Genomic DNA, 13,397 nt, shown 5'->3' on the forward strand with positions numbered 1-13,397 from the left:
TTCAATCGCGTAAAATATATCTATGTTAATTGAAACTACAATTCATCTTCCTTTTTATCATCTGGAAAAAGAAATCCTAATAAAAATGCTATAGTGCCCAGGATAACTCCGAGAATAAGCAAACCATTTAGCTCCTGATCTTTAAAAATATGAATAAGCTCCAATTTACCTAAACTGCCCCAGATTCTATTATGTCCAAAGTGCCAGCCAGTATAATTTAGTAAAATAGCCACTAATACAATACTAATAAAAACAAATAGTCCATCTTTCAAACCGTTAATTAAACGTTTAATTGTGACCTTCCTCTCTATATCAATCTTTTTAATTTCTAACGATACTTAACCTTAAATATATTGTGCATAACTTAAACCTACCGTATCACAGTCTAATTAAATGTTACAGTTGTTGCTGAAAATCTGTCGACGAATATTGTTTGGTAAAATCTAAAATTCATGTTGTTACTATATTGAAATAATGATATTTTGTTGTTAACAATTAATTTGAAAAAGAAAGCAGTGTTTCTATGTCATTTATAATCTATCCACTTCTATTTGGTTTGCTCTTCGCTTTACTTAAGATTTCAGATCTATGGTACAGCAAAAAAGTAGCTAAAACTCAAAAAAGCGACTGGCGATTCAGCCCTCACTTAATATGGATATTATTCTTAGTCGGTGTTGTTATCGGTATTGTGTATGTGCTAATAACTAAGTAATTGTCTCGTTGAATTATGTCATTGTTGAAAATAGACTATTGAAGAATTTAGTTTTCAAAATTTCAAAACCCACAAAAAACCCCTTAAGCCTATGCCTAAGGGGGTTCATCATTCTATACTATTATTCCCACTCGATTGTACTTGGTGGCTTAGAAGTTATATCATAAACTACGCGGTTTACGTGATCTACTTCGTTGACAATACGGCTAGAAATCTTCTGTAAGACTTCCCAGTCGATGCGAGCAAAATCACTTGTCATACCGTCAATCGAAGTGACTGCACGGATACCTACAGTGTGGTCGTATGTACGGTAGTCTCCCATAACACCAACCGATTGGATACCTGGTAACACTGTGAAGTATTGCCAAATCTCACGTTCAAGACCTTCCTCACGGATGACCTGTCTTAAAATCGCATCTGATTCACGAACGATTTCAAGTTTGTCTTCCGTGATTTCACCAAGTACGCGAATACCTAATCCTGGACCTGGGAACGGTTGTCTCCATACTAAATGTTCTGGAATGCCTAACTCGATACCTAATTCACGCACTTCATCTTTAAACAATGTATTGATTGGTTCGATTAGTTGGAATTCCATATCTTCTGGTAAACCACCCACATTATGGTGTGATTTAATCGTTTGGGCAGTCTTCGTACCTGATTCAATAACATCCGTATATAGTGTACCTTGCGCTAAGAAGTCTACACCTTTTAATTTAGACGCTTCGTCATCAAATACATAGATAAATTCATTACCGATAATTTTACGTTTTTGTTCAGGGTCAGATACACCTTGAAGTTTGCTCATGAAACGCTCTTTCGCATCCACACGGATAATGTTCATGTTAAACCCTTCACCAAACTGCTCCATAACCATGTCGCCTTCACCTTTACGTAATAGGCCATGGTCTACAAAGATACATGTCAATTGGTCATCAATAGCTTTGTGCAATAATACGGCAACTACAGAAGAATCAACGCCACCACTCATCGCGCAAAGGACTTTACGATCTCCAACTTGGTTACGAATTTTTTCGATTTCAATCTCAATGAAGTTCTCCATAGACCATTCACCTGTACAATCACACACACGGCGCACAAAGTTACGTAGTAAATCATTACCGTACTCTGTGTGACGTACTTCTGGATGGAATTGTACGCCGTAAATACGACGTGATTTGTCTTCGATTGCTGCGTAGTTTGTACTTGGACTATCTGCGATTACTTCGAATCCTTCTGGGATTTCAATAACTTTATCTGAATGACTCATCCAAACATTTTGTTCTTCTGGTAAGCCAAAGAAAAGCTCATCTGTTTTCGCGTTAATAATCGCTTTACCATATTCACGCTCGTTGGCACGCTCTACTTTTCCACCTAATAGTTTCGTAGTCAATTGCATACCATAACAAATACCTAAAATCGGAATGCCTAAATTATAAATCTCTGGGTCAATTGTGAAAGAATTTTCTTCATAAACTGAATTAGGTCCACCAGAAAGAATAATACCTTTAGGGTTCATTTGTTTAATCTCTTCAATACTAATCTCGTGATCATGCAGTTCACTGTAGACACCCATTTCACGAATACGTCGTGTGATTAATTGATTGTATTGGCTACCAAAGTCTAAAACAAGTATGAGCTCTTGCTCTTTCGCCATTTCCATAATTTATATATCTCCTTTTAACTTAGAATGAATAGTTTGGTGATTCTTTAGTAATTTGTACGTCATGTGGATGGCTTTCTGCTAATCCTGCAGGACCCATGCGTGTAAATTGAGCTTCTTCTCTTAATACTTCTAAGTTTCTAGAACCAGTATAGCCCATACCAGATCTTACACCGCCCATAAGTTGATAAATTGTATCTTGTAATGGTCCTTTATATGCGATACGTCCTTCAATGCCTTCAGGAACGAATTTCTTCGGTGCTTTGTCTTCTTGGAAATAACGATCGTTAGAACCACTTTCCATAGCGCCTAATGAACCCATACCTCTATAAACCTTGTATTGTCTACCTTGGAATACTTCAGTTGCGCCTGGACTTTCTTCAGTACCGGCAAGTAAGCTACCTAACATTACTGCATGTCCACCAGCAGCAAGCGCTTTGATAATATCACCAGAGAACTTGATACCACCGTCAGCAATAATTGATTTACCATGTTTACGTGCTTCTGTCGCACAATCATAAACTGCTGTGATTTGAGGTACACCTACACCTGCAACGACACGTGTCGTACAAATAGAACCAGGTCCGATACCTACTTTAACCACGTCTGCTCCTGCTTCATATAAGGCTTTTGTACCTGATGCTGTAGCAACGTTACCTGCGATGAGTGTAACTTGTGGGAAAGTTGCTTTAATATGTTTCACTTGTTCTATAACACCTTTAGAGTGACCATGTGCTGTATCGATGACTAATGCATCTACGCCTGCTTCAACTAATTTTTGAGCACGGATATCTGTATCTTTCGCAATACCAATTGCAGCACCTACTAACAAACGACCATGTGCATCTTTAGCAGAATTTGGGAATTCAAGCACTTTTTCAATATCTTTAATTGTAATAAGTCCTTCTAAACGACCATTTTCAACTAATGGTAACTTCTCAATTTTGTGTTTTTGTAATAATTTTTCAGCTTCATCCAGTGTTGTGCCAACTGGTGCTGTCACAAGATCTTCTTTCGTCATCACGTCTGAAATTTTAATTGAAAAATCTTCGATAAAACGTAAGTCACGATTCGTAATGATACCAACAAATTGTCTATCTTCTTTATTATTAACGATTGGCACACCAGAAATTCTATATTTACCCATTAATGCTTCCGCTTCAAATACACTTTCTTCCGGAGTTAAAAAGAATGGATTAGAGATAACGCCATTTTCTGAACGTTTTACTTTTTGAACTTCATCCGCTTGGTCCTCAATGTTCATATTTTTATGAATGACACCAAGTCCACCCTGTCTCGCCATTGCGATAGCCATTTTAGATTCAGTTACCGTATCCATCCCTGCTGAAATAACTGGAATATTCAACTTGATGCTCTCTGATAATTGCACACTTAAATCTACTTCTTTCGGTAACACATCTGATTCTGCTGGTAACAATAACACATCGTCAAAAGTTAAAGATTCTTTTTCAAATTTATTTTCCCACATAGCTTACAGCCTCCTAAAATTTGTATTACTACTTTATTATTTCATAACCTTTGTATCTTGTTGCTGTTTAATGCCGTTAAAAAAGAAATTCAAAATAATTGCTGAAATTGCGCCGAGTACAATACCATTTTGCGTTAGCCATGCAAACTGCTCACCTAGTGCCTTAAATGCTTGTGGTACTGCACTTATACCCGTTCCTAGTCCAACTGATACAGCAATAACTAGTAAATTATTTTGATTTTTAAAGTCTATATTACCTAATATACTAACACCATATGCCATAACCATGCCAAACATTGCTATCATCGCGCCACCTAATACTGGTAACGGGATCATGTTCGCCAGTGCTCCCAATTTCGGAATACACCCACAAATGATTAATAAGATAACCATACCGTAGATTACCTTATTCTTTTTAGCACCAGATAGTGATACTAAGCCTACATTTTGTGAATAAGCCGTGTACGGAAATGCATTAAATATAGACCCTAAAATAATGGCGATACCTTCTGCTGTATATCCTTTTCTAAAATCTTTACGCTCTAGCTTTTTACCTGTAATTTCACTTAATGCATGATACACACCTGTAGATTCTATTAGACTGACTAAGGCCACAATAAAGAATACTAATGTCGCACCAAAGTCAAAGCTAAATGTTGAGAATCTGAAGGGTTGTGGTAACGAGAACCAGTGTGCTGTCCCTACTTGATTCACATCAACAATTCCAAATAAAGCGGCTAACACCGTACCCACTATGAGTCCAATCAATATGGCAATAGATTTTAAAAATCCAGCCGTAAAGCGTTGAACCACAAGAATTACAATTAATGTGATTACACCTAAGATAATATTTTTAGGGTCTCCATAATGTTTATCGCCTTGTCCGCCAGCTAAATAGTTCATTGCGACTGGCATCAAATTAATCCCTATAATCGTTACGACACTTCCTGTCACAACAGGTGGGAAAAATTTAACCAGATATGAAAAGAACGGTGCGATAATCACTACCAAGATACCTGATAAAAATAAAGAACCATATAAATCTGCAATCCCTTTGGTTTGACCAATCAATATCATTGGCGCAACTGCAGTGAACGTACAACCTAATACAATAGGAAGACCAGTGCCAGTACCTTTCCAGACTTGTAAGAAGGTAGCCACACCACACATGAATATATCAACCGTTACTAAAAAAGCGATTTGTTCTGGCGTAAAGTCTAAACTAGTACCTACAATAATTGGAACGAGAATCGCACCTGCATACATTGCTAATAAGTGTTGTAAACTTAAGATAAATGTCTTCATGCTTCATCCTCAACAAACGATACTTTATTTCCACTTAAAGAAGCGACCTTACATAATGAGGAAACTGTTAGTCCTGCTTCTTCTAATCGTTCTCTGCCAGGTTGAAAACTTTTCTCTATAACAATACCGATACCGACCGTCGTTGCCTGAGCTTGTTTCACAATCTCATTTAATCCGAGAGATGCGTCTCCATTTGCTAAAAAGTCATCAATAATTAGCACGCGATCATTTTCATCTAAGAATTCATCTGATACGACCACTGTACTTGTTGTATTTTTAGTGAAAGAATGAATTTCTGCTTGATAGACCGCTTTCTTTAATGTACTTGGCTTTGCTTTTTTGGCAAATAGACATGGAACATCAAAGCGCATCGCTGCCATAATTGCAGGCGCTATTCCCGATGCCTCAATCGTCAAAATCTTAGTAATACCTTCATTCTTAAATTGTTCGTAAAACGTTTGTCCAACATCATACATTAATCTTGCGTCGATTTGATGGTTTAAAAACCCATCCACTTTTAAAATCTTTTCATCAATAACTACACCGTCTGCCGCTACTTTCTGCTTCAACAAATCCACTCGAAAACCTCCTCATTTTTTGTACAAAAAAAATCCTAAACTAACTTAGTTTCAGGATCTATGAGTGAACGTGCAATACTAAAAGCAGTGTAGCTCCAAATTACAAATAGTACCGCTAAAGCTAATTTTTTTACATCCATTTCCCTCGTTAATGTAAAAAAATTATTTTAAAGATATTATTTGTGTGGCATGTTCTAAAAAGATATAGTAGACCCTTTTTAAAACACCAATTTGAATTGCCTAAGTATTGTATTGGTTACCCATAGTCATATCGTTAATGGCGACATGGTAGAAACTTCTAAAGCCGTATCCTTTAGATTATATGAGTTAGATAAATTATTAACTGATGATAGCAAATTTCACCATTATTTTCAATACGCATATTGACTGTAAGCGCTTTACATTTATAATAAAATTATATTTAGAAATATTTCATTGCTTCTAAAGGTAACAAAATGTCGTTTATCACTGTCTTAACCTTCATTATATAATGCATGTATATTCGTTTTATATAATATCGCACAGGGTAAAGACATAGTAATCAATACATCAACGAACGGAGGAACATTAAATGTCAGAATTTACTATTGTACAGAACAAAGAAGAAATCATTGATGCAATTAATGCAAAGCGAGAGGCCGGTTACAAAGACTCTGAAATCTCAGTAATTAGTAAAACTAAATTGCACATGGATGAATTACACGATTCTGAAGTAAACTTAACTTCAACAAGTGGTTCATTTAGCGATAAAATGGCAAAAGTGTTGACTGGTGAAGACGGTGAAGAAGTAGTCTTATCATATTACAAATTATCCGATGACGAGAAAGCGCGTTACAAAAAAGAGATTTTAAACGATAACTTCCTTGTAGTTGCTACTAAAGATACTTCATCACATGAAGAGGTAGAACAAGCGAACGCTGCTTATCAAGATGAAGCAAATACTAAAGGTGGCCATTATGCAGAAGAAACTGATGGACCGAAGTCTTAAACAATAACTTAATTTTCACTAAGGACATTAACTGAAGCAGTTGATGTCCATTTTTATACCTTAAACTAAAAAGATAGCTTACAAATTTTACTATTATGTTATAATGAATCAATAATTTTTGGGGGTGTATTCATGGAATTCAAGACAATAACATCAATTGACGACCCACTTTTCGAGGCTGCGTTGAAGTTATATGATAGTGAATTTGATATAGGGCTAACTGAAGATGCACAAATTTTCAGACAGTCTTTAAAAAACGAGCATACAAAAGATGATTATATATTTTTAGTAGGTCTCTCCTCTGGTGAAGTCGTAAGTTTAGCAACTGCACATTATGAAGCTACTACAAACTCTGCTTTTTTAATCTATTTAATTACAAGCGCGACCACAAATCATGACGAGGTCATCACACTAACACTAGATCGCATTCAACTAGAAATTAATCGATTGTCCAATCAACTACACGCACATGACGTTAATTTTATTATGATGGAAGTACCAAAAGAACCCGAAGATATTTCCGAATCACAAATACCAATATTAAATACACGACGTCAGTTTCTATACGAACACGGCTTTGAAAAACAATATGACATTGACTATTTAGCTCCTAGTTTACAAGGCTATTCAGATGGTCGACCGATGGACCTTTTTATTAAATCTAATATTGAACTTACCAAAGACATCTACGGGCCGAGTATAAAATCTAATTATATCCTTAAATATGTTTTTGCTAACCGAATTTCAAGAAGTATCATCTATCCTTTACTCGTAGAAATGGGCCTGCGAAAATGATGACAAGCACCACTTGAAATCACTGTTAAAACAGTTTAAACTAACATAGAGGTAAGACTGACGTTTCACTGACCGAAGACAAACGCCAGTATACATAAATCAATTAATGAAAGGACTTATTTCTATGTTAACCAAAGAATTTGCACAACGTGTGGAGCTAAGTGAAAAACAAGTCCGTAAAATCGTTCAACATTTAGAAGAACGCGGTTACCAACTTAGTAAAACAGAATACCGTGGCCGTGAAGCTACAGATTTCCAAGAAGAGGACATTGAGCTTTTCCAAGATATCGCAGAGAAAGTTAAACAAACAAATAGTTACGACTTAGCTTTCGAAGAATTAGAGAAAGAAAAAGATTTTTTACAAGTATTAGTCAAAGATGACGGTAACCATTTACCTACAGATCAAAATGTTTCCAAACTTATAGATGATTTACATTCTGAAATACAAAAAATGCGCGATGAACGTCATATGTTAGGTCAAATGATTAATCAAGTGCATCAGCAACAACAAGAATTACATGAAATGCAAAATCAAATCACTACAAAACTAGATGCCAACACAGAATCATTGAAAGCAATTCAATCATCAACAGACGAAATTAAGTCTACACAATCTGTAATTCAAGATTCACAAAGAGAACAATCAGAATTAGCGAAAGCAAACGTTGAAACGACACATGTTCATACAAACCAACAAACAACTACGAAGTCAGATGATTCGCTAACAGAATCTTCTACAGAAACAGCATCAAAGTCTAATACAACTCAAACACAAGCTGGCAACCAAGCTAATGTAACAACAAGTGATGACCTTTCTAGTCAGACATCAGACAATAACACATCACAAAAACAAACCGAAGCAGCTGAAATCACACAAATTAGTGAACAACCAACTGATAAAGCATCTACAGAAACAGATACAACATTAGAAAATAAAGGCAACACTGAAGTAGAAACAAACAAAGCTTCTACAACTGCAACAGATGATACAACGATTGCAGATGAAGTGACTGAGCCAAGTACTCAAACTGAGACGCCTAACTATGCTCAATCTACTTCAACTTCTACAGAAAATGAAGCACCTAAAGAAGAGCGTAAAGGATTCTTCGCACGTTTATTTAATTTATAAACATAATACCCATAGTACTCTACATTTTTAACAAACATATACTGTCGTACAAGTTAAAGACTTGGCGGCAGTTTTTTCTATTTCAACATCCACTTGTTAACGCTTTTCCGCTAATTATTTTCAGAAAATAAAGTCATTTAAATTTCACAAATTTTTTGAGCCCTAGACTTGAATATTATCGAAATTACTAATATCCTTAGTATGCATATCGGATTTCAAAAATAAGCAAAGGTAGGTCTTTTTTTATGTTATTTACTATTCTTAACATCATTATTTTTGTGGCCTTCCTCATCGGATTATATGTAATGGCAAAAAAACATGTTTCATTCCCTAAACGTGTCTTTTCAGCATTAGGGATTGGTATCGTTTTCGGTATCGCGATTCATTTAATTTATGGTGTGGACGCAAAGGTTACGAAGCAAACGATTGATTGGTTTAGCATTGTAGGTGATGGCTATATTGCATTGCTACAAATGATTGTTATGCCTCTTATATTTATATCAATAGTTTCAGCATTTACTAAAATTAAAATTGGTGATAAGTTCGCTAAAATTGGTGTTTATATTTTCATTTTCTTAATAGGTACTGTAGCTATATCAGCCGTGATCGGTATCATTTCTGCACTAGTTTTTGGTTTAGATGCTTCTTCTATCGACTTAGGTAGCGCCGAAAGTTCAAGAGGTAGTGAAATTGCGAGTCAAGCAAAAGATATGACTGCAAATACATTACCACAACAAATCTTAGAATTATTGCCTAGCAATCCTTTCTTAGATTTCACGGGACAACGTACAACTTCTACAATTGCAGTCGTTATCTTTGCAGCATTTATAGGATTTGCTTTCTTACGTGTTATGCGTAAACAACCTGAAAGTGGTCACATACTTAAACGTGGTATTGATGCACTATACAATTTAGTAATGGCTATCGTTACATTCGTATTACGTTTAACGCCTTATGGCATCTTAGCAATCATGACTTCAACTGTTGCAACAAGTGACTTTGGCGCAATCTGGACTTTAGGAAAATTTGTTATCGCTTCCTATGCGGCATTGATTACAATGTATGTGATTCATCTTATTATTGTCTCTGGCATAGGTTTGAACCCTGTGACATTCACTAAGAAAACTGCTGAAGTGTTACTATTCGCCTTCACTTCTCGTTCAAGCGCAGGTTCTTTACCATTAAATGTACAAACACAGAAAAATAGATTAGGCGTTCCAGATGGCATTGCTAACTTTTCCGCTTCATTTGGACTCTCTATCGGGCAAAATGGTTGTGCCGGTATTTATCCAGCAATGTTAGCCATCATGGTTGCCCCAGCTGCTGGCGTCGAAATTAATTGGCAATTCATCCTTTCTGTTATCGGGGTTGTTATTATTAGTTCCTTTGGAGTTGCTGGTGTTGGTGGTGGCGCAACATTCGCTTCCATCATTGTATTATCAACTTTGAACTTACCGGTAGCACTAGCGGGGGTCTTAATTTCTGTAGAGCCGTTAATAGACATGGGTCGTACTGCACTTAATGTCAATGACTCAATACTTGCTGGTACTGGTACGGCAAAATTAACAAACAACTTGGATAAAGATGTTTATAACGACAAAACATATGCTGAAATCACAAATTAGTAACAAATAAAAGTTGGCACACATAAGTTTCTACACGCTCAATTCACGAGTCATGTAGCATGTGTGCCAACTTTTTAATTTCATTTTTTCAATTCTAGTCCTTACGCTTAATATCTATCATGAATTTTATATAATTGAATAAGAACACAATGATCAAACTTAAAGACAGTGACTTAAATAATAAATTTAACCATGTGCCATCGGTTGTTAAATAATATGTTAGTATACTGCTGATAATAAATGCTAAAAATATGAGTCCCAGCTTAAGTAACATCGCTCCCACCTCTTCACATTCAGTTTAGTGGGAAAGAATCACTTTTTCAATTTAATTTTCACAATTTTTTTAAAATTCAACGTAAGTATTCACTAATTTTTAGGAACCAACAGTTGATGGACCAAATATTTTGCGTTTAATTTCTTCACCAGTCGGGGTACCTGCAAGGCCACCTATACCTGTCTCTCTTAAGGAAGCAGGAAGGTTTCGCCCTACCTTATCCATCGCTTCAATGACTTCATCCACCGGAATTCTACTTTCCACACCTGCTAATGCAAGGTCTGCCGATATCAATCCATTTCCTGATCCTATTGCATTTCGCATAATGCATGGTATTTCTACTAATCCTGCGACAGGATCGCACACTAACCCTAACAAATTGCTGATAGCGAGTGCCATTGCATGACCACTTGCTTGCGGTGATCCACCAAAAATTTCCACAGCAGCCGCTGCCGCAATAGCTGACGCGGACCCGACCTCTGCTTGGCACCCACCAATAGCGCCAGCTACACTTGCATTATTAGCAATTACTTTACCACATAAAGCTGCCGCAAATAGGAAATCGATCATTTGATTCATTGACAAATTATGTGATTTTTCTAGTTTAAATAATATGCCTGGAATGGTGCCGGAAGAACCTGCAGTTGGTGTCGCACAAATAATACCCATCGCAGCATTGACTTCATTCGTTGAAATCGCACCTTTCAATGCTTCTACCATTTCATGCCCTGAAAGTGGATGGGACGTTTCACTATATCTCGCTAATTTCACTGCATCCTGTCCAGTATATCCTGTTACACTCTTCACGCCTTCTCCTGACAAACCTTTTTCTAGTGCATCTCTCATCACATCAATATTCTGTTTCATAAGTGCTCTCACTTCATCTCTTGAAATACCTTTCAACGACATTTCTTCTTGAATCATTATTTCGGAAAATGTTATATCATGTTCCACTGCATAATCTATGATTTCTTGCATCGAATTAAACATGTGACGCCTCCTCTAATTTATATAAGAAAAATTCAAGTCATTATATTTCTCATTGATTTCGGTTAAAATTGCTTCAGATAATTGCTTGTTAAGATGTAACGCAAGCAAACATTTATCTTTATTTATAGTTTTTATTTCTTCATTAATATCGATATCATGTTCAATCAAATCATTAATTAAGTGATTAATGACTGCTATATTTGCTTTTCCATCTATGACGAGTATTGGTAGGCCATGATTCATGAGTATACACAAACCATTGATGTGAATACTCTTAATTTTTATCGTTCCACCACCTATAGAAATTCCATTAATCTCTACGTGACGATCAGACCCATCTAATTTCACTAGTGCACAGTTAGGATGTTCACCTAAACTTGTACCGGTTTCTTCAATAATTTCAACATCTATCTGTTGTTCTTCTGCAATATCAATGGAATGCTTGATACGTTCATCAAACGTATTGTATCCCATTGCACCTCCCACTATGGCTAAGTCTGTGCCATGTCCTTTATGCGTAGAAGCAAAAGATTCATAGTAATGTATTGTAATGCTTTGCGGATTGGTTTGTAATATTGTTCTTGCTGCATTTCCAATTTTCACTGCGCCTGCTGTATGTGAACTCGAAGGTCCCATCATAATTGGCCCAATTACGTCAAAGGCGCTTTGGTAGTCCTGCTTTCTAGCCATACATATCTCTCCTTAATTTGCATGTTTTTTTACACGCGGTAAATTAAAATTCAATCGTGTCATGTTAAATTTATTCAATGTCTTACCAATAACAAGACTTAACAGTATGCTTACAATCGCTACAGTCACAATCGTTACTACTGCACGTATCGGTTCATTAAAACCAAATAAGACAATTGCTCCGGCGATTGGTGTAGCCATACCTGTCACATTTATAACAAGTCCACTAAATGTCACGATACAAGCATTCACAACGCCAATAATTGCATTCGTACCATAAAGCTGGAGTGGATATTTCGCTATAATATCGATTTGCGTTAATGGCTCAATTGCCACTGCAAATGCCTTTGAAGCATTACCTATTTTCAACTGTCGGAACATGATAAAGTTCACGAATGAACTTCCTGTACACGTCAACGCCCCTATCGCCATTGGCAAACCAGTCAATCCTAGTAAACTTGTCAATACCATTGAACTTAGTGGTGTCATACCAGTTACTGGAATGATTAACCCTAGTATTGTAGCGAGTACGTAAGGATTATTATCACCAACCGCAGTCACTGCACTACCAATTTGATGCAAAAGTGCAATCACTCCGGGACTCATGATACTTGCCAATAAAAATGCTACAGCAGGTGCAAATAAAATCACCGTAATCAAATCTAAACCTTCTGGTACTTTTTTCTCGATAAATTTAATTGCAAACGAAATGATATACGCTGCTAAAAATGCCGGTAATAGTTTAAAATCATGCAGTACGAGTCCTACAATCACTGCAAACACTGGAGAAACACCCAGTTTCAAACACGTTAAAAATCCAACTGCCACACCACTTAAACTCCCAGCCAGATCTCCTATTTCTTGTAAAAACTTAATATCAAATACACCACCAATTGCGTAGCTTAGAAAAGCTTGCGGCAGAAATGTAGCACAAGCAGCACCCGATAAAGCTTGAAGACCTTTTTTACCATAGGGAGCAAAATTCAAAAATAAAGTCATCGCTAACAATACAATTAATAAAGTTCCCACACCTAAAATAATATCCATTTCATATAACCTCTTTCTATTCCGTTTAATTGCATTTTTAAATCTTCGTCGACTACATAATAAAATTTTATGAAAACTCTTACAATATGAATATTTAGGTTTTTTCGAACTT

The 13,397-nt window shown here is 36.2% G+C and carries 13 protein-coding genes and 1 riboswitch; of the genes, 4 read left to right on the plus strand and 9 right to left on the minus strand.

Features of this window, described 5'->3' with window-relative positions; all coding sequences use genetic code 11:
- Positions 1 to 35: 35 nt before the first annotated feature.
- The 5 genes from BJS11_RS09805 to xpt all read right to left on the minus strand — a co-directional run bounded on the left by BJS11_RS09805 (position 36) and on the right by xpt (position 5,747).
- Positions 36 to 233 (minus strand): hypothetical protein, encoded by a 198-nt coding sequence (locus BJS11_RS09805; RefSeq protein ID WP_245167143.1) that lies wholly within the window; start codon positions 231 to 233, stop codon positions 36 to 38.
- A 600-nt stretch (positions 234 to 833) separates the two neighbouring features.
- Positions 834 to 2,375 (minus strand): glutamine-hydrolyzing GMP synthase, encoded by a 1,542-nt coding sequence (gene guaA, locus BJS11_RS09810; RefSeq protein ID WP_069995708.1) that lies wholly within the window; start codon positions 2,373 to 2,375, stop codon positions 834 to 836.
- A 22-nt stretch (positions 2,376 to 2,397) separates the two neighbouring features.
- Entirely contained in the window at positions 2,398 to 3,864 is a 1,467-nt protein-coding gene (gene guaB, locus BJS11_RS09815) for an IMP dehydrogenase (protein ID WP_069995709.1), read from the minus strand.
- Between the two features lie 36 nt (positions 3,865 to 3,900).
- Positions 3,901 to 5,169: a xanthine permease PbuX gene (pbuX, locus tag BJS11_RS09820; RefSeq protein WP_069995710.1), complete on the minus strand. Its 1,269-nt coding sequence runs from the start codon at positions 5,167 to 5,169 to the stop codon at positions 3,901 to 3,903.
- A complete protein-coding gene (gene xpt / locus BJS11_RS09825) occupies positions 5,166 to 5,747 on the minus strand; it encodes a xanthine phosphoribosyltransferase (protein ID WP_069995711.1) in 582 nt (193 codons plus the stop codon). Before xpt ends, pbuX begins: the two co-directional genes overlap by 4 nt.
- A gap of 243 nt (positions 5,748 to 5,990) precedes the next feature.
- Positions 5,991 to 6,093: riboswitch (purine riboswitch) on the minus strand.
- Between the two features lie 225 nt (positions 6,094 to 6,318).
- On the opposite strand from xpt, the gene BJS11_RS09830 reads away from it, so the two are divergent.
- The 4 genes from BJS11_RS09830 (at position 6,319) to BJS11_RS09845 (ending at position 10,284) form a co-directional block, all read left to right on the plus strand.
- Positions 6,319 to 6,735: a general stress protein gene (locus BJS11_RS09830; protein ID WP_069995712.1), complete on the plus strand. Its 417-nt coding sequence runs from the start codon at positions 6,319 to 6,321 to the stop codon at positions 6,733 to 6,735.
- Between the two features lie 132 nt (positions 6,736 to 6,867).
- Positions 6,868 to 7,530 (plus strand): hypothetical protein, encoded by a 663-nt coding sequence (locus BJS11_RS09835; protein ID WP_069995713.1) that lies wholly within the window; start codon positions 6,868 to 6,870, stop codon positions 7,528 to 7,530.
- A 124-nt stretch (positions 7,531 to 7,654) separates the two neighbouring features.
- Entirely contained in the window at positions 7,655 to 8,659 is a 1,005-nt protein-coding gene (locus BJS11_RS09840) for a coiled-coil domain-containing protein (protein WP_069995714.1), read from the plus strand.
- A gap of 245 nt (positions 8,660 to 8,904) precedes the next feature.
- The gene (locus tag BJS11_RS09845; RefSeq protein WP_069995715.1) at positions 8,905 to 10,284 is read left to right on the plus strand and encodes an L-cystine transporter; all 1,380 of its coding nucleotides are present in this window, start codon (positions 8,905 to 8,907) and stop codon (positions 10,282 to 10,284) included.
- Positions 10,285 to 10,378: 94 nt separating this feature from the next.
- Here BJS11_RS09845 and BJS11_RS13945 read toward each other — a convergent pair whose 3' ends face one another.
- The 4 genes from BJS11_RS13945 to BJS11_RS09865 all read right to left on the minus strand — a co-directional run bounded on the left by BJS11_RS13945 (position 10,379) and on the right by BJS11_RS09865 (position 13,285).
- Complete coding sequence (locus BJS11_RS13945; RefSeq protein ID WP_069995716.1) at positions 10,379 to 10,558, minus strand: hypothetical protein; 180 nt, start codon at positions 10,556 to 10,558, stop codon at positions 10,379 to 10,381.
- 99 nt (positions 10,559 to 10,657) lie between these two features.
- Positions 10,658 to 11,548: an L-serine ammonia-lyase, iron-sulfur-dependent, subunit alpha gene (gene sdaAA, locus BJS11_RS09855; RefSeq protein WP_069995717.1), complete on the minus strand. Its 891-nt coding sequence runs from the start codon at positions 11,546 to 11,548 to the stop codon at positions 10,658 to 10,660.
- A gap of 12 nt (positions 11,549 to 11,560) precedes the next feature.
- On the minus strand, positions 11,561 to 12,238 hold the full coding sequence (gene sdaAB / locus BJS11_RS09860; protein WP_069995718.1) for an L-serine ammonia-lyase, iron-sulfur-dependent subunit beta: 678 nt from the start codon (positions 12,236 to 12,238) through the stop codon (positions 11,561 to 11,563).
- A 12-nt stretch (positions 12,239 to 12,250) separates the two neighbouring features.
- Positions 12,251 to 13,285, minus strand: a complete 1,035-nt coding sequence (locus BJS11_RS09865) for a PTS sugar transporter subunit IIC (RefSeq protein WP_069995719.1) — start codon at positions 13,283 to 13,285, stop codon at positions 12,251 to 12,253.
- Positions 13,286 to 13,397: the final 112 nt, after the last annotated feature.

It is taken from the genome of Staphylococcus caeli (assembly GCF_900097965.1).
GTDB lineage: Bacteria > Bacillota > Bacilli > Staphylococcales > Staphylococcaceae > Staphylococcus > Staphylococcus caeli.